Here is a 20,993-nt window from a genome sequence, read left to right on the forward strand (position 1 = left end):
CTTCGTAGCCTGTCTGACATAGGCGACGGGCTGGCGGGCACAAGCAGGCACCGCCAGGTAACCGATAAAAAAGTTTGTAAAACTGATAATAAGGAGAGAGAACTTTTTACGGGGAGGCTTCGCGTCCTCGCCTGTCAGGGGTGCGACAGGTGAATTTCACGCGCCTGCCAGCCTCCCCACCCTCATTCCTGTGCTTGTCACAGGAATCCAGCCGGCGCGCGTCTGCGCGACGGAGAGACTCCTTTCAGCCCAAGGACTTGGGCTGGCTGGATCCCTGTGACGAGCACAGGGATGAGGGCGAAAGCCTCACCCCTTCGCCAAACCATGGTTGCCCTTCGGGAAACCCGAAGCCAGCGCGCTGTACCATTTGCCGCTGTTCTTCAACGTACGCACCTGCGTGTCATAATCCACATGCACGAGGCCGAAGCGCATGCGATAGCCTTCGGCCCATTCGAAATTATCCATCAGGCTCCAGGCGAAATAACCGCGCATCGGGTAACCGTCACGAATGAGATCGGCGACGATGCCGAGGTGTTCGGCGTAATAATCAAGCCGCGGCTGATCATTCACCTCGCCGTTTTCTATGCCCATATTATAGCAGGCGCCGTTTTCGGTGATGTAGCACTCCGGCAGGTCGTATCGCTTGTAGAGGGTCTCGACCAGCGACTGCAGCGCCGGCGCGTAAACCTCCCAGCCGATATCGGTCTTCACATCACTCACGGCGGGAGCCGGTGTGGTGGCGGGGAATTCCGCACCCGGCGTCGCATCGTCGGCAACGCGCATCGGCGTGTAATAATTCAGGCCCCACCAGTCCAGCTTTTGGCTGATGATGGCGAGGTCTTCCGCCTCCACGACAGGCATGCGGCTGCCCAGCGCTTCCATCATCTCAGCCGGATATTCACCCTTGAAAACCGGATCGAAAAACGCGCCGTTGTGGAACTGGAAGGCCCGTTCGGCGGCTTTCAGATCAGCTTCGCTGTCGGAAGCGGGAATGACGGAATGGGCGTTCAGCACCAGCCCCACCGGCACCCTTGGCGCGACATGGCGGGAGGCCTCCACGCCGAAACCATGGGCGAGATTGATGTGGTGCATGGCGGCAAGGGCCGCCTCCATGTTGCGTTCGCCCGGCGCATGAATGCCGTAGAGATGGCTGAGCCACACCGCGCACCAGGGTTCGTTGAAGGTCGCCACCGCATCCAGCCGGTCGCCGAGGCGGGCCATGACGGTCTTGGCATATCGCTGGAAGGCATGGGCGGTGGAACGCGACGCCCAGCCGCCGTCGCCCATCAGCGTCAGCGGCAGGTCCCAATGGTAAAGCGTCGCATAGGTCTTGATGCCGCGCGCCTTGCAGCCATCAACGAGCCGGTCGTAAAAATCGAGCCCCTTCTCATTGATCGGTCCAAAACCGTCAGGAATGATGCGCGGCCAGGCGATGGAGAAACGATAGGCCTCGACACCCATCTCCTTGATGAGATCGAGGTCTTCTTCCCAGCGATTATAATGGTCGCAGGCGATATCGCCATTGTGACGCCCGAAGACATGGCCCGGCATGTTGCAGAAGGCATCCCAGATGGAGGGCTTGCGGCCATCCGCTTTGGTGGAGCCTTCGATCTGGAAGGATGCGGTTGCCACACCGAACAGGAAATCGCCGGGAAAACGGGCTGCAAGCGCTTTGGGATCGGTCATCGGAGAGGCCTTCTCATATCCATCGAGCGTGAAAAGATGAACAGCGGTTTAGACCAAGTCGGCCAGCAGGTACAGCCGGAGCTGTTGAAATCTACAACGTTTCAGAATGGGAGGTTAACAAGTCCAAAGCGCTTTACGCACGGAAATTCACCGCGGCGGCAAGGCAGCGGGGCGAGACATCGGTCCGGCAAATGCGGATGGGATGAAAGTGTGGTGAAAGTCGTGCATTTGCCGGACCGCGTCTTGCGGGCCGTGATAATGGCCCCTTTTTGGTCAGGGTATTTTCACGGCACCTATCGGATCGGTCCCTCCCCGCTTCTGGCATTGCGGGGCGCCTTTCCGAAACATGATCTGCCAGAACCACGCTTGTCGATGCCGGCCACCGGTTCGCGAAGGACGCCGCGCGTATCGCCCTGCCGTTCCGGTTGCGGGAACAATGATGCGGCCGAAAGAGGCGATGGGGAAAAGCGGGGAGCAATTTTGCGGCAAGTGATTGGGCGAAAAGAGCCGGCGGCGGAAAATCATCCACCGCCTGCCTGTGTTATTCGAGCAATGCGTGACGGTCACGCAGCCTGCGGCGCAAGACTCGCCGAGCCAGGCTTTCTGAGCAGCAGCACCGAGACGGCGGCAATCATGCACATCAGGCCGGCAATCTGCAGCGCGGGCATATAGGTGTCGAAGTCGCTCTTGAAGAAACCGGCGCCGAAGGCGGCAGTGGCGGCGCCCAACTGATGACCGGCAAAGACCCAGCCGAACACCAGCCCCGCCTTTTCGCGGCCGAAATTCTCTGCGGCGAGCTTCACGGTCGGCGGCACGGTCGCCACCCAGTCCAGCCCGTAAAATACGGCAAAGACCGAAAGCTCCACGAAGCTGAACCCGGAAAAGGAGAGATAAAGCAGGGACAGGCCACGCAGACCGTAAAACCAGAACAGCAGGAAACGGTTATCGAAACGGTCGGAAAGCCAGCCGGCAAAGATGGTGCCGAAGAAATCGAAAATGCCAATCACCGCCAGCGTGCCCGCCGCCGTGACGGCGGCCATGCCGAAATCACCGCAGATCGAAATCCAGTGGGTCTGGATAAGGCCGTTGGTGGAAAGCCCGCAGACGAAGAAAGTACCGAACAGCACCCAGAAAACCGGGTTTCCGGAAACGCTTTTCAGCGTCAGAATCGGCGATACCAGCGTTGCGAGGAATTTGTGATCCTGCTTTGGCGGGTGCACCACAACCGTCTCGCCATAGGCCGGCAGGCCGAGATCGGCGGGATGATCGCGCATCAGCAGCAGCACGAGCACCATTGCGACCGCAATCACCGCAACCGTCATCGTCAGGGCCATCCGCCAGCCATAAGCTTCGGTCAACGCGGCAAGCAGAGGCAGGAAAACCAGCTGGCCGGTGGCGTTGCTCGCCGTCATCAGGCCGATCACCAGTCCCCGCCGCTTGGAAAACCAGCGTGTCGCAACCGTCGCCCCGAGCACCAGCGCCGTCATGCCGGTGCCGACCCCGATCACCACGCCCCAAAGCAGCAGCAATTGCCAGACCTCAGTCATGAAGAACGAAAGGACGATGCCGCCCATGATCAGGGCAAGCGCCGTCGACACCACCTGCCGGATGCCGAAATGGTTCATGAAGGCGGCGACGAAAGGTCCGAGCAGGCCAAAAAGCACCAGGCGCACGGCCATGGCGGTGGAAATATCGGCGATATCCCAGCCGAACTCCTGATGCAGCGGCTGGATCATCACCCCCGCAGACCCCATGGCGCCGGCGGTGGCCAGCATGGTCAGAAAGGTGGTGGCGGCGACAACCCAGCCATAATGCAGGTTTCTGCCGGCCATCCAGCTGGCAAGGCGTGTGGAGAGCATGTTCAAGGTCCCTTTCCAGCGGCCTTTGGCCGAGTCCTGCGGGCATATACCCGATTTTACGGGCAGATACCCGCTTCATGATCAAAAAATTACAGGGCGGCGAGCAGTTCCTGCAATTGCGCGGTCTTTTCCGGCCCCAGCCGGGCCTCAATCTCGTCCTGAACGCCGTCCCAGAGCGGCGCGCCCGTCTTCAGGATCGCCTGCCCCTCGTCCGTCACGGTCAGCACCGCTTCCCGCTGGTCCTCGCCGTGGCCGATCGCCACCAGCCCCATGCGCGCCAACACCTTGGCGTTGCGACCGACGGTGGAACGATCCAGCTCCACCCGGAAAGCAAGATCAGTGAGCGACACCGGCGCGGTGCGATTGATGTTTCGCAACAGGCTGAACTGGCCGATATTGACGCCAAGCGGCGCCAGCGCCTCGTCATAATAGGACGAGACCTTGCGGGATGCTTTGCGCAACAGAATGCAGTGGCAGCTATTGTTTGGCATTTGTCTGGGTATATACCCGCAAATCCCCAAGGGCAAGAGGCGTTCGGGAAAATTATCGGCAGGGAAAGGCCTTCGCACAGACCATATGGCGGAAAGAATAAACCCCGGCTTGAGCCGGGGTTTGATATCAGCATCGGGGCTCGGCTCAGGCCGAAAGCCGGCGGCCATTTGCCACCAAAAGACCGGCAGCGCCTTCCAGCCATCCGGCTTTCAGCTCCAGCGCCAGGAAACGGCTGCGCTCGAACGGGCCGGGCATGATCAGGTGCTGCGCCTTGTTGGCAAAAAAGCCGAAGCGCTCGTAATAGGGCGCATCGCCGACCAGAAGGATGGCGCCATGGCCGCGTCTGGTGGCTTCGGCGATCGCCGCGCGCATCAGCGCCGAGCCGATGCCCTTGCCCTCATGGGCGGCATCGACGGCCAGCGGGCCGAGCAGCAGCGCATCGACGGCGCGGCCTTCGCGCGAAATGCCCGCCTCGACATTCCACAGGCGCACCGTGGCGATGACATGGCCGTCCTCATCACGGGCGACCAGCGCCAGGCCTTCGGCCGGAACGCGGCCTGCACGCAGCTTCTCGGAAGACTTGCGGCGGCGGCCGGCGCCCATGGCGCGGTCCAGCAGGTTCTCACGGGCAACGACATCGCCCGGATTTTCCTGATCGACATGAAATGTCTGCGGTGTAAAAAATGCCCGTACCGAATTCAAAAGAGCGGCCATCCTTGGCCTCCCGTCACACAACCGCCCACACGCGGCCCTTGATGAAAAATGGTGGAGCCGTTCCGGCCCGCCGACACGCTTTCCTCGGCTGGAAGAGGAGCAGCAAGCAGGGATTTGCGCAACAGCACAATCGGCAGGGCCGGAACGGAAGCTTGGTCGAGACGCCGCCCTTTTCAGCGGACGGCGTTCGGACTTTCAATCAGCATCGGATTTCCCGAAAAGCGCGTACGGCTTTCGGTTGGATGCCTTAGATGACGTAGGCCTTCAGCGGCTCGAAGCCATTGAAGGCAACTGCCGAATAGGTCGTCGTGTAGGCGCCTGTGCCTTCGATCAGAACTTCGTCGCCGATGGTCAGCGAGACCGGCAGCGGGTACATGTTCTTTTCATACAGCACGTCGGCGCTGTCGCAGGTCGGGCCGGCCAGAATGCAGGGCTGCATCTCGTCCTGATCACGCTCGGTGCGGATCGGGTAACGGATAGCCTCATCCATGGTCTCGGCGAGACCGCCGAACTTGCCGATGTCGAGGAACACCCAGCGGTGGTTGTCATTGTCGGACTTCTTCGACACCAGAACAACTTCCGCCTTGATGACGCCCGCATTGCCAACCATGCCGCGGCCCGGCTCGATGATCGTCTTCGGGATCTGGTTGCCGAAGTGCTTGCGCAGCGCCGTGTCGATTGCCTGGCCGTATTCTTCAGCGGCAGGAACGTCGCGCAGGTACTTGGTCGGGAAACCACCGCCCATATTGACCATCTGCAGGTGAATGCCCTGCTTGGAAAGCGAAGCGAAGACGCGCTTTGCATCGGCAAGTGCTGCATCCCATGCGTCGAGGTTCATCATCTGCGAACCGACATGGAAAGACACGCCGTAGGATTCCAGACCCATCTGATGCGCATAGACCAGAACGTCGACGGCCATCTGCGGCACGCAGCCGAACTTGCGCGACAGCGGCCATTCAGCGCCTTCGCCATCCGTCAGAACGCGGCAGAACACGCGGGCGCCGGGGGCGGCACGGGCAACCTTCTCGACTTCCTCATGGCTGTCCACGGCGAAGAGATCGATGCCGAGCGCGTAAGCGCGGGCGACATCGCGTTCCTTCTTGATGGTGTTGCCGAAGGAGATACGGTCGGCCGTTGCACCGGCATCGAGTGCCATCTGGATTTCAGCCACGGAGGCGCAATCGAAGCTGGAGCCGAGCGAAGCGAGCAGCTTCAGGATTTCCGGAGCCGGGTTTGCCTTGACGGCATAATAGATCGCGCTGTTCGGCAGGGAATGCCGGAACGCGTTGAAATTGTCGCGCACGACGTCGAGATCAACCACAAGGCAAGGGCCTTCGGGACGTCGGGTCTTGATGAAGTCGAGAATGCGTGCAGTCGTCATCGATATATTCCCTATAAAACCGACTCCGGAAAAATCCGGAGGACAAAGGACGCTCGAGATATGCATTCGAATCAGCCGGTGGAGGCGCAGAATCGATAGCATACGCTCAAGGCGTGAATATGAACGATGCCCTGCCAGAGCATCATTCGGCTTTGTCTGCCATCGATTGGAGGGATTGACCCGACCGCACTTCAGGCAATGATGGTGTGCCTCTTCAGTACCCCGGCTGATGGAAAGCCGGCAGAGAACCAGAAAGGCCCGCACCGTCGTTGCTTCATATGTCCTCGCATTTCCCGGTTGGCCGGAATAGCGACTGGAGGGGTTAGTTCCAGGTACCTTACCTAAATCCTCACCACATCGAGGACTCGGCGGACACACATGGGCACGTGCGACTTTGGGCAGCACGGGAAATAAGAATATTCGCAGTCATAATCAAGAGGTTTTTTTCACCATTTAGCGGATTTTTTCAGCAATGAATTTAGGGTTGAACAGTCGCCCTTCAGCGTTCAATTATATGGAACGAACCGGAGGATTTCCATGGACACGCTGACCCGCATCCGCGCCTTTATCGATGTCGTCGAGGCGGAGGGTTTTTCCGCCGCCGCGCGCAAGACCGGGCGCTCCAAGGCGCTTCTGTCCAAATATGTGCGGGAACTGGAGGATGATCTCGGCGCATTGCTCCTCAACCGCACGACAAGGCAGTTCTCGCTGACCGAGGCCGGGCACACCTATTACCGCACCGCTTCCGACATTCTGAAGGAGATCGACAACCTCGCCGATCTGGTGCGCGAGAAGAATGCCGATCTGAAGGGCAAGCTCAGGATTTCGGTTCCGCGCACCTTCATCGACGCCGATGTCGGCCAGAGCCTGATCGATTTCGCCAAGGAAAACCCTGAACTGTCGCTGGAAATTGTCGCGGAAGATCGATTCGTTGATCTGATCGAAGAGGGTTTCGACCTTGCCGTCCGGATAACCCGGCTCGAGGATTCGGGCCTCATCGCCCGCAAGCTTTCCGATTTCCGCGTCTATGCGGTGGCGACGGCGGATTTCGTGGCCCAGCATGGGCCGCTCAACGGGCCGCAGGATTTTTCCCGCGTTCCCTTCATCATCGACACCAATACGCGTTTTCACAATACGGTGCGATATCTGGAGCCGGATGGCGGCTCGAACTCAGTCACGATCAGCGGGCCGATCGAGGTCAACAGCCCGCAGGCAACGCTGCGCGCCGCCCGCGCCGGCCTCGGCATCGCCATGGTGCCGGATTTCATCGCCCGGCCCTATATCCAGTCCGGCGAGCTGGTGACGCTGTTCGACGATTATATTTCCAAGGACCGCGGCATCTATGCGGTCTATCCGCATCGCCGTTACCTGCCGGCCAAGGTGCGCAGCTTCGTGGATTATCTCTCCGCGTGGTTCAGGAAGAATGGGTGAGAAGTGGAGAGCCGGATGGCTTTCACCGAGCACCCCTCCGTCATGCCGGACTTGATCCGGCATCCAGCCACGGCGCGTCTGCGCCGTGAAAGAGTCTTTTGCGATCAATGACTTGATCGCGCTGGACCCCGGATCAAGTCCGGGGTGACGGTGTGCGGATGCAACGGCCTCATTAAAACCTGATCTCTGCAAGTTTTTCCACCCATCACCACGCCCGCCTTCCAGCGGGCGTCGCATGGCCGGAGCCCTTATCAGAACGGCGAATCCGGGAAGTAGAACTGCTCGGCATTCTCCTTGGTGATCAATGTCGCGTCGAGAATATAATTCCCGGCAACCGGCACCTGATCGTAAAAATGCCCGGCCGTCAGCTGCATGGCGGTCGCCACCATCGCCGGCGGATAGAGCACGTCGACCGGCACCAGCTTGTCGCCATCCATGACCTTCTTGATCATGTCCTTGGAGCCGGCACCCGCAACGATATACTGGATATCGGTGCGTTTCGCCTGCTGGATCGCTTCCAGCACGCCGATCGCCATGTCGTCATCCTGGCACCAGACCACATCGATCTTCTTGTATTTGGTCAGATAGTCCTGCATCACGCGGAAGGCGTCGTCGCGGTTCCAGTTGCCGTATTGGCGGTCGAGAACCTTGACGTTCGAGCCGGCGATGCCCTTGTCGAAACCATCCTGGCGCTGCTGGTCGATGGGGATCGGCAGGCCGCGAATGACCACCACTTCCGCATCCGGCGTGGTTTTCTTGATGTATTCGCCCGCCACCTGGCCAAGCGCCGGGTTGTTGCCGGCAACATAGAGATCGCGGATGGAATTGTCGTTGACGCTCGGCGCGCGGTCCACCAGCGCAACGAAGGTGCCCTTGTCCTTGATCTCCTTGATGGCGTTGACCAGTGGATCGGGATCGGACGGCAGCACGACCAGCGCGTCCAGCCCCTGAACGGCCAGATCCTGAAGCGCGTTAGCCTGATTGGCGGCGTCCGGCGATGTCTTTACGATCACATTGAGCCCCGGATGCTCCTGCATCAAAAGCTTCGCCACCCGCTCGGCATGGTAGACGACACCCGCCGTCCAGCCGTGATCGGCGGCCGGAATGGATACGCCGATCGTGACCTTCTTGTCCTGCGCATGGGCCGAGCCCGCCAGCACCGCAGCCAGCGCGGCAAAGGCCACGCCGATGAATTTTCTACGCATAGTCTCTTTCCTCCCAAGACCGGGGCGTTCCTCCTTCAACCGCACCTGCCCCACATGGCGCGGCGTGATACGTCACCTGCGGCTGAGCGAACGCTGCACCAGCATGGCGATGATGATGATGGCCCCCTGAATGGCGCCGATCAGATATTCGCTGACGAAGTTCGACAGGATCATGATGTTGCCGACGATCTCCAGAATGAAGGCGCCGCAGATCGTGCCCCAGATGCGCCCCACCCCGCCGCGCAGCGCCGTGCCGCCGACAACGACGGCGGTGATGGCCTGCAGCTCCCACAACATGCCCGTGGTGGCCGAGGTGGAGGCAAGACGCGGCACATAAAGCAGCACCGCCACCGCAACACACAGCCCCTGCACCACATAGGCGATGGTGCGAACCCGGGCGACCGAAATACCGGAGTAACGCGCCACATCCTCACTGGACCCTACTGCGGTCAGATGCCGGCCGTAACGGGTGCGGTACAGCACGAAGGCGGCTATTGCCGCAGTGACGAAGATGACGATGACTGGTACCGGCACGCCCAGAACATTGCCGAAATAGACCGGTCGATAAAGCGTCTGGATTTCCGGATTGCGCAGCGTGATAGCACCACCCTGCGACAGCCATGTGGTCAGCCCGCGATAGATGCCCATGGTGCCGAGCGTGGCGATGAATGGCTCGATGCGGCCGATGGTGGTTATGAGGCCGTTCGCCAGCCCGCAGGCCGCGCCGATGGCGAGCGCCAGCGCCATGGCGGCAAGCAGCATTAAAAGCGGACTGGTGATGACGCCGCTGTTCATGAACAGGATCATCAGGCTCGCGACAAAAGCCACCATAGCTCCAACAGAAAGATCAAGCCCGCCCGAGGTGATGACGTAGGTTGCGCCAAGCGCGATGATGGCGATGAAGGCGCTGCGGGTGACGACATTCAGCAGATTGTCGATGCCGATGAAATTGGGATTGGCGATAGTGCCGAGAACCAGAAGCAGGGCCAGCGCCACAAAGGGCGCCACGGCGCGCAGATCCCAGTCCTTCGAGGTCTTCGGCGTCTTGCCGGTGTCAGTTGCGGCCTCGGTCATGTTTCCCCTCAATTGTCTTTTCTTCAGGCCATATCTTTCGAAACCCGCAGCCTCAGGCGGGTTCCTGCGTGTGAACGCCGGTCGCCAGCGCCACAATATCGTTTTCGGTCATGCGCTCGCCCGTTACCTCGCCGACGATCCGGCCGGAACGCATCACCAGAATGCGGTCGCAGATGCCGATCAGTTCCGGCATTTCCGAGGAGACGACGATGATCGAACGTCCTTCGTCTGCAAGCTTGGCGATGAAGCGGTAGATCTGTTCCTTGGTGCCGATATCGATGCCGCGCGTCGGCTCGTCGATGATGACGATGGACGGATCGAGCAGCATCATCTTGGCGAGAAGCAGCTTCTGCTGGTTGCCGCCGGAAAGTTGGCCCGCCAGCAAATCCTTGCGGCCGGTGCGGATATCGAAATCATGGATGGCATCATCCAGCGCCGCCGTTTCCCGGCGGGTATCGATCTGGAACAGCCGGCTGAATTTTTTGAGCGAAGCAAGCGTGAGATTGACCCGCAAATCCTTGGTGAGCAGCAAGCCCTTGCCCTTGCGGTCTTCGCTCAGATAAACGATCCCGGCCTTCAGGCTGTCTTCGGCCTTGGCGAAATGCACCTGTTTGCCGAGATGGCGGATCGTGCCCCGCCCGGCCCGCAGGCCAAGCACGCCCTCCATAAGCTCGGTCCTGCCCGCGCCGACAAGACCGGCAAAACCGAGGATTTCGCCTTTGCGCAGGCCGAAACCGGCATCCTGCGCATAACCGGGGACGTTAAAATGCTCCACCTCAAGAACCGGCTCACGCTCGCTGCCAGCGTTCCGGTCGGGATAGAGCTTGGCCACATCCCGCCCCACCATCAGCCTCGCCATATCAGCCGGCTCCAGCTCCGAAGCAGGATGCGAGGCGACCAGCCTGCCGTCGCGCAGCACCGTCACCCGGTCGGCTATCTCCTTCACTTCCGGCAGGCGGTGCGAAATATAAAGCACGGCCACGCCTTTCGCCCGGATGTCGCGGATGACGTTCAAAAGCGCGTCGGTTTCGATAGGCGTCAGGCTCGCGGTCGGCTCGTCGAAAATCACCACGCGATGCGGCACCAGCAGCACACGGGCAATCTGCACCAGCTGCCGCTGGGCAATCGACAGACTGCCGACGATGGCGTCGGGATCGATCGTGCCGCCGAGATCGCCAACGGCCTTGCGCGCACCATCGCGCATGGCGCGGTCGTCCATCATTGGACCTTTATGCAATTCGCGGCCGAGATAGATGTTCTGCGCCACCGTCAGATCTGGCGCCAGCAATATTTCCTGATGTACGAGAACGATGCCGCGATGTTCGGCATCCACCGGCCCGCCAAGCGTAACGGCTGCGCCATCGATGAGGATTTCACCGCCCGACGGCTTTTCATTGCCGGCCAGCAGCTTCATCAGCGTCGATTTGCCGGCGCCGTTCTCGCCGATGATGGCGTGCACCTCGCCGGCGCGCACCGCGATCTCGATATCCTTCAGAACCTGAACCGGCCCGAAGGATTTCGACAGCCCGACCGTCCGGACAAGAACGGGGGCTGAAGTTTCGTCAGCAGAAGCCATGCGCCGTCACCGACAGCCGGTGAGAACGAACGGTTTTTGCCCCTCGATTTTTCCTGATTTGACCATAGGCGAACTCCTCCCAAAGCTCAGGGAAGAAGCTAACGTCCGTTTTGAGGTACGTAAAGCAAATTTCGCTCGTCTTTTAGAATACACTGAAATTTGAAGGGGACTTCCCAGCCCGACGGCGGATCGGGTCAGGGATTGGCGGCGCGCCTGAAGCCTTTCATCAGGCTATGCACGGCCTTACCGCCGTCTTTTGAAAGGTCGAAGCGCTTGCCGAACAGCAGCCAGTCGGAACAGATGCCTTTCAGCAGCCAGTAGAGTGCCCCGAGCGCCGATTCCGCTGTCCAGTTGTCGTTGAAGGCACCTTCCGCCTGCGCCCGCTCGAAAGCGGCTTCCAGCCGATCCTTGTGGTAGCGGTCCAGCTCCTCCTGCGCATGCAGGACAGGGGCGAATTCGTCTGAATAGCTGGTACGCAGGCTGATGGTCATGATGCGCTGGCGTTGTTCGTCCTGCGCCAGAAGTGCCAGCCACTTGCAGGCCGCCTCCTCGATCTTGGCCAGCAGGGTCAACCCCTTGAGATCAGGATCATCGAAATTAAGCAGATCCGATTCCGGCAGCGCCACCGATTTGTAAAGGCCGATGAAAAGGTCGGTCTTGCTGGAGAAATGCCAGTATATCGCCCCGCGCGTCACCCCGGCCGCGACCGCTACCTCGTCCAGTGAGCTATTGGCCACGCCCTTTTTGAAGAACACACGCTCGGCAGCGGCAAGGATCGCCTGACGCGTCTCTTCTGCCTCGGCCTTGGTACGGCGCATGCTGATGTCTCCTTCCAATCGTGACACGGCGCTTTCGCACCGTGCCTTTTTTTGTCGTGCCGGGCTGTCATTCACATGAATACACTCAGATGACTTTCGGCCAGGCCTTCACATCCGTTTTATTCCGCCGGCGACACGGCGTCAGCAGCAATCTTGTCGTCCTTCTTCCGATCCCCGAAAAACTTCATGACAAACACGAAGAAGACGGGGACGAAGAAGATCGCAAGGATCGTCGCCGAGATCATGCCGCCCAGAACGCCGGTACCGATGGCGTTCTGGCTCGCCGCACTGGCGCCCGACGCAATTGCCATCGGCAGCACGCCGAGCGAGAAGGCGAGCGAGGTCATCAGGATTGGTCGGAAGCGCAGGTGCGCCGCCTCCACCGTCGCATCATAGGTGGATTTGCCCTCTGCGCGCAGATCCTTGGCGAATTCGATGATCAGGATCGCGTTCTTGGCCGAAAGCCCGATGATGGCGACGAGGCCAACCAGGAAGTAGACATCGTTCGGCATGCCGCGCAGCATCACCGCCGCCACCGAACCGATGACGCCGAGCGGCACCACCAGCATGACGGAGAGCGGAATGGACCAGCTTTCATAAAGCGCCGCGAGAAGCAGGAAGACGAACAGCACGCTGAGGCCGATAAGGGCCGGCGCCTGCGAGCCGGACTGGATTTCCTGCAGCGACTGGCCGGTCCATTCGAAACCGAAGCCGTTTGGCAATTCGCCCGCCAGACGCTCCATTTCGGCAATCGCATCACCGGAGGAATAACCGGGCGCCGACTGGCCGCCGATGCGGATCGCCGGATAGCCGTTGTAACCCACCACCTGCGAGGGGCCGCGCACCCATTCCACCGTGGCGAAGGAGCTTACCGGCACCATGCCGCCATTGGCATTGCGGACGTTGAGGTTCAAGAGATCCTCGGTCTTCATGCGCTGGCCCTGCTCCGCCTGCACCGTCACGCGCTGCATGCGGCCGGCATTGGGGAAGTCGTTGACGTAAGACGAACCCATATTGGCCGAGATGGTGGCGTTGATGTCGCTGAAGGTCACACCGAAGGTGTTGGCCTTTTCACGGTCGATGATGAGGTTGACCTGCGGAGAGTCCGGCATGCCTTCCACGCGCAGGCCGGCCAAAATGGGGCTTTTCTGCGCTGCCGCCATCAGCTGTGCTCCGGCGGCGCTCAGCGCCGTCTGTCCGGCACCCCCGCGATCCTGCAGGCGGAAGGTAAAGCCGCTGGAATTGCCGAGACCCTGAATGGGCGGCGGCGACAGCGTGAAGGACATGGAACCCGGCAGGCCCCACAGCTTGCCGTTGATGCGTTGGGCGATGGCGGAGGCGGAATCCTCCGGTCCACGCTCGCTCCAGTCCTTGAGCGTCGCGAAGGCGAGACCGGCATTCTGGCCGGAACCGGAGAAGGAGAAGCCCGAAACTGCAATCACGCGATCGACCGCCGGCTCCGCCAGGAAGATCTTTTCGATTTCCTGGATGGATTGCAGGGTGCGTTCGCTGCTGGCTTCCGCCGGCGCCTGAATGTCGACGATCAGGTAACCCTGGTCCTCATTGGGCAGGAAGGAGCTGGGCAATTGCATATAGGCCCAGCCGAGACCGGCAAGCAGCGCCGCATAGATGACCATGAAGCGGCCGGAACGCTTGATGATGCTGCCGACCGACGAGGAATATTTATGCGAGGCCTTGTCGAAGCCGCGGTTGAACCAGCCGAAGAAGCCCTTCTTCTCATGGTGCCCGGCCTTGATCGGCTTCAGGAACGACGCGCAGAGCGCCGGCGTCAGCGACAGGGCAAGGAAGCCCGAAAACAGGATGGAAACCACCATGGTCAGGCTGAACTGCTGGTAGATGATGCCGACGGCGCCGGGGAAGAAGGCCATGGGCACGAACACCGCCGTCAGAACCAGCGTGATGCCGATGATGGCGCCGGAGATCTGGCCCATTGCCTTGCGGGTCGCCTCCTTCGGCGACAGATGCTCTTCCGCCATGATGCGCTCGACATTTTCCACCACGACAATCGCGTCATCGACGAGAATGCCGATGGCGAGAACCATGGCGAACATGGTGAGAACGTTGATCGAGAAGCCCGAAATATACATGATGGCGCAGGTGCCGAGCAGCGCCACGGGCACGACCAGCGTCGGGATGATGGTGTAGCGGATGTTCTGCAGGAAGACGAACATCACCACGAAGACGAGGATGATCGCCTCCACCAGCGTGTTGATCACCTTCTGGATCGAGATTTTCACGAAGGGGCTGGTATCGTAGGGAATTTCATATTCGATACCCGCCGGGAAATAACGCGACAGCTCCTCCATCGTGGCGCGCACGCCCTCGGAAGTCTGCAACGCATTTCCCGTCGGCGAAAGCTGGACACCGATGGCCGCACTGGGCTTGCCGTTCAGGCGGCTCGAGAAGGTGTAGCTTTCCCCGCCCACCTCGACCCGCGCGACGTCGCGCAGCCGGACGGAGGAACCATCCGGATTGGCGCGCAGCACGATGGAGCCGAATTCTTCCGGCGAGGTCAGCTGGCCCTGCACGTTGACGGTGGCAGAAATCTGCTGGCCAACGGGGTTTGGCGATGCGCCGATGCGGCCAGCCGCGACCTGCGAGTTCTGCGCCTGGATGGCGCCGATGACATCGCTCGAGGTCAGGCTGAGACCCAGCATCTTGTCGGGGTCCATCCAGATGCGCATGGAGCGCTGGGTGGCGAACAGCTGCGCGCTGCCGACGCCGGGAACGCGACGCAACTCACCAACCACGTTACGGCTGAGATAGTCGCCAAGGCCGATGGCGTCCGTATTGCCGTCCACGGACGTCAGCGCCACCATCATCAGAAACGAGGTTCCGGCCTGCTCAACGCGCAGGCCCTGCTGCGTCACCGCCTGCGGAAGTCGGGGTTCGACGCGGGCGATACGGTTCTGAACCTCGACCTGCGCCTCACCGATATTGGTGCCGGGTTCGAAGGTGACGTTGATCGAGATACGGCCGGAGGATTCCGACGTCGATTCGAAATAGATCAGACCCGGGACGCCATTCAGCTCTTCCTCGATGGGACGCGTGACGCTCTGATAGATATCTTCCGGCGATGCGCCCGGATAGGTCGTGCCGACGGAAATCTGCGGCGGGGCCACATTCGGATATTGCGCAATCGGCAGCATGGGAATGGCGAGCAGGCCCGCCAGCATGATGAAGATGGCGACGACCCAGGCAAAAATGGGCCGATCGATGAAAAAACGTGCCATGGAAATCGGTCCTTATTGCTTCGCGGCCGGGGTCTCAGACGAGGTCTCGGCCGAAGCCGCGCCTTCGCTGCCGGCGGCGGCAGCGACATCGGGCTCCGCAGACCATGGCTCAGGCTTCACCTTGGCGCCCGGCGCGGTTTTCTGGAAACCTTCGGCAACGACGCGGTCGCCGTCCTTCAGGCCTTCCGTAATCACCCAGCGATCGCCAATCGAGCGGCCGACGCTGACGCGGCGCTGTTCGACCGTGTCTTCGGCATTGACGACAAGCACGCTCGCCTGCCCGCCCGCATCGCGCTGCACCGCCTGCTGCGGCACGGCAAAGGCTGCCTTCTGGATGCCCTGCTGGATCTGCACGCGGACATACATGCCCGGCAAAAGGTCGCCGTTCGGGTTGGGGAATTCGCCGCGCAGCGTCACCTGGCCGGTGGTTTCATCCACTGCCGCTTCGGAGAACAGCAGGCGGCCCGAAATCGGATAACGGGTGCCGTCATCAAACAGCAGATTGACTTCCGCCTCGTTTGGGCCGGTCATCAACTGGCCATCCTGCAGGGCCTTGCGAAGGCGAATGAGATCGGCGGCCGGCTGGGTGAAGTCGGCATAGATCGGATCGAGCTGCTGGATCGTTGCCAGGTTCTCCGAGCCGGTGGCACTGACGAGTGCGCCTTCGGTAATGCGCGCCCGACCGATCATGCCGCTGATGGGTGCGGTGACATTGGCATATTGCAGATTGAGCTTGGCTTCCGCAACGCCGGCCTCGGCCACCGCCACTTCGGCATCCGCCTGCGCCAGCTGGGCGATAGCATTGTCGAATTCCTGCTGCGAACCAACATTCGAACGGCGCAGCTGCTGCTGCCTGTCAGCCGTCTGCCGCGCCTGCAGCTGTGCGGCCTGCGCCCGGCGCAACGTGCCTTCGGCGCTATCGACGCGCACCTGGAACGGCGCGGGATCGATCCGGTAGAGCACATCGCCCTCCTTCACCAGCGAGCCCTGCTCGAACACCCGCTCGACAATGATGCCGGAGACGCGCGGGCGTACTTCGGCAAGCCGCGTCGGCGCGATGCGTCCCGGCAATTCATTGGTGATGGGCAGCTCTTCCTGGCTCACGGTCACGACCTTGACCGCGCCGGGCGGCGGCGCGCCGGGCGCAGAGGCCTGCTCGTCGCTACATCCGACCAGAACGATGCCCGTCAACAACACCGCTACGATCTGCCCCAATTTCTTCGCCATACTGCGCTCCGACTCCACAAAAAAGGTCACATTTACATACATACTAAGACGTATGTAAAATTCGGGCAACGGAATTGTTGCAGCGCAACAGCGGCCTCACGCGCTTGTGAAGATGTGTAAGGCCCTGACAGAACACCAAGGAAGAGTGGAACCGTGAAATGGGAGAGAGGGTCGGGCCAATTGCGCCGACGTCATCCTCGGGCCTATCCCGAGGATCTGCCACCGTATCGATTTTATTCGACGTGGTTAGATCCTCGGCACAAGCCCACGGATGACGTCGGGATGATGCAAATCGTCGCGGAAGACAAGAACGCCCCGCGCCTTGAAGCGCCCTCGCCTTTCTTCAGAACAGACGCTTTAGCGAAGTGGCTTCCGGCTGCGGACTGCTCTTCGGCGTCTCACTATTGTCGGCGGATCTGCTGCGCAGGGCCGCATAATAGGCGTTCTTATGTTCGTACATATTCATATCGGCGCGGCGCACCAGCGATTCCATCGCTTCGCCGGATTCGCTGGTCGCCACTCCCAGCGACAGGCTGAGCGGCGCACTTGAATAAAACTGGTTGTTGATCTTCAGCAGCTCATAGACTGTTTCGACCATGGCGGCGGCAATCTGCTTGTCGGCGCCGGGAAGAAGAATGGCGAATTCATCGCCGCCGATGCGCGCAGCATGGTTGGGCGCGGCCACCACGCCGTTCAGCACCTCGCCCACCCGCCGCAGCAGGGCGTCGCCGGCATCATGGCCGAGCTTGTCATTGGCCTCTTTCAGGCCGTTGAGATCGATGACAATGGCAGAAACGGGCCGCAGCGCACTGCGCTCCAGCCGGTTCAACTCGTCCGAATAAAAGGCGCGGTTATGCAGTTTGGTCAGCACGTCGTGCTTGCCGAGATATTCGAGATAGGCTTCCGCCTTCTTGCGCGCGGTGATGTCCGTCAGCGCCACCTGCACCAGCGACCAGTCGCGCTCATGGCCGGGGAAGACGGAAAAATGCAGGAGCACATGCCGCTCCGAACCATCCAACGCGTAATTCACCACCTCGCGATGGTGAGTGAGATTGCCGTTCCAAAGCTCCATCAGCTGTTCCCGGAACGGCTTTTCCATCTCGCCGCGGAAAATATCGCCGAGCCGCTGCAATAGAACCTGCCGGTCCGGCGCGCAGAACAGGTCAAGCGTGGCGCGATTGACGTCGATGACGCGGATTTCGCTCATGCATTGGCGCACAAATTCGGGATGCACATCCATGAACACGCGGAAATCGATGATGCCGCGTTCCCGGACTTCCTCGATCAGTCGCCGCACCCGGCTGAAATCCTCCACCCAGAGCGAAACCGGCGAATGCTTGAACATGCCCTCGGCATAACGGCGGTTGAGAAGCTCCTTGCGGCGGGCTTCTTCCCGTTCCGTCACATCCTCGGTGGTCAAAAGCAGCCGGCCGAGCGTGTTCTCGTGGCCGGGTATGACCGCGCCGCGCAGCTGGATATCAAGCCGCCTGCCGCCGATCGAATAATTCACCGCATTGCTGGTGAATTCCGTCCGCCCCGCCCAGAGTTCGGAAAGCTCGTTCACATGGCTTTCCAGCATGTCGTCGCGAAAAATCCGATGCAGATTGTCGACGAGATGCGCCTGATCGCGCGCCTCGAACAGTTCCAGCGTCTTGGCATTGACCTGGATGACGCGGATTTTCTGCGAACACGCCGCCACACGCGATAAATCTTCCAGAAGAAACGCCCTGAGATCCTCGACGCCCTCAGCCCGCCAGATATCGAACTGGCTCTTCACCGCGCTGAAATCCTCGATCCACATCGCCACCGGCGCGAGATTGAAGATATTGGTATCGATCGTCTCACTCATACGGGCAGTCTTCTCAAGGGTGGATGCAGGCGGATGCCAAACGGTGCGGCACGGCGACGACCGCCCGCATATCGGGATTTATTAGGGATATTCGATTTAACGCAAGCATTTATCGCGCAACCTGCCGGATTGCGCGATAATTCACGGATTTCGCCGCTGGGATGCCCTTTACCAGAGCTTCACGTGACGGTTCACATCCTTGTAGAGCAGGTAACGGAACCGGCCCGGGCCGCCCGCGTAACAGGCCTGTGGGCAATAGGCGCGCAGCCACATGAAGTCGCCCGCCTCAACTTCCACCCAGTCCTCGTTCAGCCGGTAGACCGCCTTGCCCTCCAGCACGTAAAGACCGTGTTCCATCACATGGGTTTCCATGAAGGGAATGGTCGCACCCGGCTGGAAGGTAACGATGTTGAGATGCATGTCGTAACGCACGTCTTCGGGATCGATGAAGCGGGTCGTCGCCCATTTGCCATCGGTATCGGGCATGGCCGACATGGCGATCTCGTCTTCATGCGAAAAGATCGCCGGCGGCGGCTCCAGCCCGTCAACCGCCTGAAACGCCTTGCGGACCCAATGGAACTTGACCGGCGCCTTGCCGGAATTCTTGACCTGCCAGCGCGCACCGGCCGGCAGGAAGGCAAACGAGCCCTCCCGCAGCGCATGCTGCGCGCCCTCGAACGTCACGGTCATTTCGCCTTCGACAACGAAGATCGCCGCTTGCGCCCTCTCGTCCGGCTCCGGCCGCTCGCTGCCGCCATCGGGCTGCACTTCGACGATATATTGCGCGAAAGTCTCGGAAAACCCCGTCATCGGCCGGGCGATGATCCAGGCCCGCGTGCCGGTCCAGTGCGGCAGCACGCTTGTCACGATATCGGACATCACGGTCTTGGGGATGACCGCATAGGCGGTCTTGAAAACAGCCTTGCTCGACAGCAGTTCCGTCTGCCCCGGCAGACCGCCCATATCCGAATAATATCTCTTCATTTCAGCCATTCCATTCTGCAACGCATTCCGCGCGGATTCTTAGGCCCGCGATGTGGTTTAATCAAATGGTTATTGGCAGAGGGCGGCCTAAACAACGATGACATTGGGCACGGAGGTGGCCGCGCATTTCTTCTCCGCGCCGGGGAGAAGGTGGCCCGAAGGGGCAGATGAGGTGGCAACGCCAGCGATATGAGGAGAGCTCGCCCCCTCATCCCGCTGCCGCGGACTTCTCCCCGGCGGGGAGAAGACACAAGCGGCACGCGCTCGCTTCCCGCGAAGGAATAACGAGCGCGGCTTTCTGTCTCACACCTTCTTACGCATCGTCGCATAGACGATATTGTGGTTCTCGCCGAAGAACACCTCCGCCTCGATACTTGCAGGATCGGCGCTGGCATTGACGATCCGCCACATATCCGCCTTCGAGCGCAGCAGCAGCGCCCAGTTCATGAAGGTCTCCATATAACCGTCGACGACGATATCTTCGGAGAAGTTGGCGAAGAGGAACATGCCGCCGGGTTTGAGCATCTCCATGCAGCGCCGTGTCAGCTTGATCGCCACACGGTCGTTCAGATAATCATACAGGCCGGCCGCATAGATCAGATCGAAGCTGCCGAGCTCCTGCGTGCGCAGCACGATATCGCGGACCGAACCGTCAATTGCCTCCACACCGCGGCCGCCGAAATCACGGGCGACGGAGCCGACACTCAAGGGATCCTGATCCAGTGCCACCCAGCGCTTGATCCTGCCCTCTTTCAGCGCCACCGAAGCATCGGCCTCACGCAGGTGGCCGGAGGCGATGGTGAGGATTTCCGTCTCTTCGCCGTGGCGGGCGGCAGCCTCATCCACGAACCGCGTCAGCAGATCCCGCCGCTCGCGCACGGCAACCGAGGAACTAGCGTCCTTTGTGTAATCGTAAAGGGCGGCCCCCAGCGGCGAAGCGTTCTTCACCAGTTCGGCAACGCTGTCATGAGCGTAGATGAAGTCGAGCAACTGGGCGTCGCCGGAATAACCCCTCGGCTTTTCGAACGACCACCGGGTGAAGGGATCTTCGAGAAAACGCTCCGACACGGAGTGATTCTGCACCAGGGGGATCAACTCCGCCCACACGCTGGAGTGGAGCTTATCTCGCAATCCATGCAGTGCGCCCGCCGTTCGATGTATTATCTCACGCGCCGAAACGCCATTGTCGAATTGCTGCTGTGCCAATTCGAGAATGATGGCGATCTCTGCTTTCGCAACTGCGAACTGCTCATCGAATGTCTCCGTTCTGCGTGCAAAAATCTCTTTTGCGACAGTATCCGGGGTAATCAGACTTGCCCCGTCAAGATTTTTCTTCTTTACCCGCACCACTTCAGCCTCCAGTATTAACACATTGTTAACTATACGTTTCTCGGAGACGGAAGGCCACTCGCTTTCGATTTTTGAGCGGTGTAGGGATAGATT

Annotated in this window: 15 protein-coding genes; 1 reads left to right on the forward strand and 14 read right to left on the reverse strand. The window is 60.6% G+C overall.

From position 1 onward, the window contains the following. Positions 1-306 precede the first annotated feature (306 nt). From CFBP6623_RS16060 to odc2, 5 genes are all read right to left on the reverse strand, one after another. Positions 307-1,686: a GH1 family beta-glucosidase gene (locus CFBP6623_RS16060; protein WP_046800869.1), complete on the reverse strand. Its 1,380-nt coding sequence runs from the start codon at positions 1,684-1,686 to the stop codon at positions 307-309. A 563-nt stretch (positions 1,687-2,249) separates the two neighbouring features. Beyond that, complete coding sequence (locus tag CFBP6623_RS16070; protein WP_046800868.1) at positions 2,250-3,545, reverse strand: MFS transporter; 1,296 nt, start codon at positions 3,543-3,545, stop codon at positions 2,250-2,252. A gap of 89 nt (positions 3,546-3,634) precedes the next feature. Continuing rightward, entirely contained in the window at positions 3,635-4,036 is a 402-nt protein-coding gene (locus CFBP6623_RS16075) for a MarR family winged helix-turn-helix transcriptional regulator (RefSeq protein WP_046800867.1), read from the reverse strand. A 145-nt stretch (positions 4,037-4,181) separates the two neighbouring features. Further along, entirely contained in the window at positions 4,182-4,751 is a 570-nt protein-coding gene (locus CFBP6623_RS16080) for a GNAT family N-acetyltransferase (RefSeq protein WP_046800866.1), read from the reverse strand. Positions 4,752-4,998: 247 nt separating this feature from the next. Then, positions 4,999-6,132, reverse strand: coding sequence for an ornithine/lysine decarboxylase (gene odc2 / locus CFBP6623_RS16085; protein ID WP_046800865.1), 1,134 nt, complete (start codon positions 6,130-6,132; stop codon positions 4,999-5,001). 537 nt (positions 6,133-6,669) lie between these two features. Between odc2 and CFBP6623_RS16090 the strand changes: the two genes are divergently transcribed. Further along, positions 6,670-7,563 carry a LysR family transcriptional regulator gene (locus CFBP6623_RS16090; RefSeq protein WP_046800864.1) on the forward strand — a complete coding sequence of 298 codons (894 nt, stop codon included), beginning with the start codon at positions 6,670-6,672 and terminating at the stop codon, positions 7,561-7,563. A 251-nt stretch (positions 7,564-7,814) separates the two neighbouring features. Here CFBP6623_RS16090 and CFBP6623_RS16095 read toward each other — a convergent pair whose 3' ends face one another. The 9 genes from CFBP6623_RS16095 to CFBP6623_RS16135 all read right to left on the reverse strand — a co-directional run bounded on the left by CFBP6623_RS16095 (position 7,815) and on the right by CFBP6623_RS16135 (position 20,900). Then, positions 7,815-8,768 (reverse strand): substrate-binding domain-containing protein, encoded by a 954-nt coding sequence (locus CFBP6623_RS16095; protein WP_046800863.1) that lies wholly within the window; start codon positions 8,766-8,768, stop codon positions 7,815-7,817. A 72-nt stretch (positions 8,769-8,840) separates the two neighbouring features. After that, positions 8,841-9,842, reverse strand: a complete 1,002-nt coding sequence (locus CFBP6623_RS16100; RefSeq protein ID WP_046800862.1) for an ABC transporter permease — start codon at positions 9,840-9,842, stop codon at positions 8,841-8,843. 52 nt (positions 9,843-9,894) lie between these two features. Then, positions 9,895-11,418 (reverse strand): sugar ABC transporter ATP-binding protein, encoded by a 1,524-nt coding sequence (locus tag CFBP6623_RS16105; protein ID WP_046800861.1) that lies wholly within the window; start codon positions 11,416-11,418, stop codon positions 9,895-9,897. A 194-nt stretch (positions 11,419-11,612) separates the two neighbouring features. Beyond that, a complete protein-coding gene (locus CFBP6623_RS16110; RefSeq protein WP_080842772.1) occupies positions 11,613-12,236 on the reverse strand; it encodes a TetR family transcriptional regulator in 624 nt (207 codons plus the stop codon). A gap of 119 nt (positions 12,237-12,355) precedes the next feature. Continuing rightward, complete coding sequence (locus tag CFBP6623_RS16115) at positions 12,356-15,490, reverse strand: efflux RND transporter permease subunit (RefSeq protein ID WP_046800860.1); 3,135 nt, start codon at positions 15,488-15,490, stop codon at positions 12,356-12,358. A 12-nt stretch (positions 15,491-15,502) separates the two neighbouring features. Beyond that, positions 15,503-16,717 (reverse strand): efflux RND transporter periplasmic adaptor subunit, encoded by a 1,215-nt coding sequence (locus CFBP6623_RS16120; protein ID WP_080842773.1) that lies wholly within the window; start codon positions 16,715-16,717, stop codon positions 15,503-15,505. A 343-nt stretch (positions 16,718-17,060) separates the two neighbouring features. Then, positions 17,061-18,566: a sensor domain-containing diguanylate cyclase gene (locus tag CFBP6623_RS16125; protein ID WP_046800858.1), complete on the reverse strand. Its 1,506-nt coding sequence runs from the start codon at positions 18,564-18,566 to the stop codon at positions 17,061-17,063. A gap of 168 nt (positions 18,567-18,734) precedes the next feature. After that, on the reverse strand, positions 18,735-19,559 hold the full coding sequence (locus CFBP6623_RS16130; protein ID WP_046800857.1) for a bifunctional allantoicase/(S)-ureidoglycine aminohydrolase: 825 nt from the start codon (positions 19,557-19,559) through the stop codon (positions 18,735-18,737). Positions 19,560-19,853: 294 nt separating this feature from the next. Beyond that, the gene (locus CFBP6623_RS16135) at positions 19,854-20,900 is read right to left on the reverse strand and encodes a class I SAM-dependent methyltransferase (RefSeq protein WP_046800856.1); all 1,047 of its coding nucleotides are present in this window, start codon (positions 20,898-20,900) and stop codon (positions 19,854-19,856) included. Positions 20,901-20,993: the final 93 nt, after the last annotated feature.

Source organism: Agrobacterium tumefaciens (genome assembly GCF_005221385.1).
Lineage (GTDB): Bacteria > Pseudomonadota > Alphaproteobacteria > Rhizobiales > Rhizobiaceae > Agrobacterium > Agrobacterium tomkonis.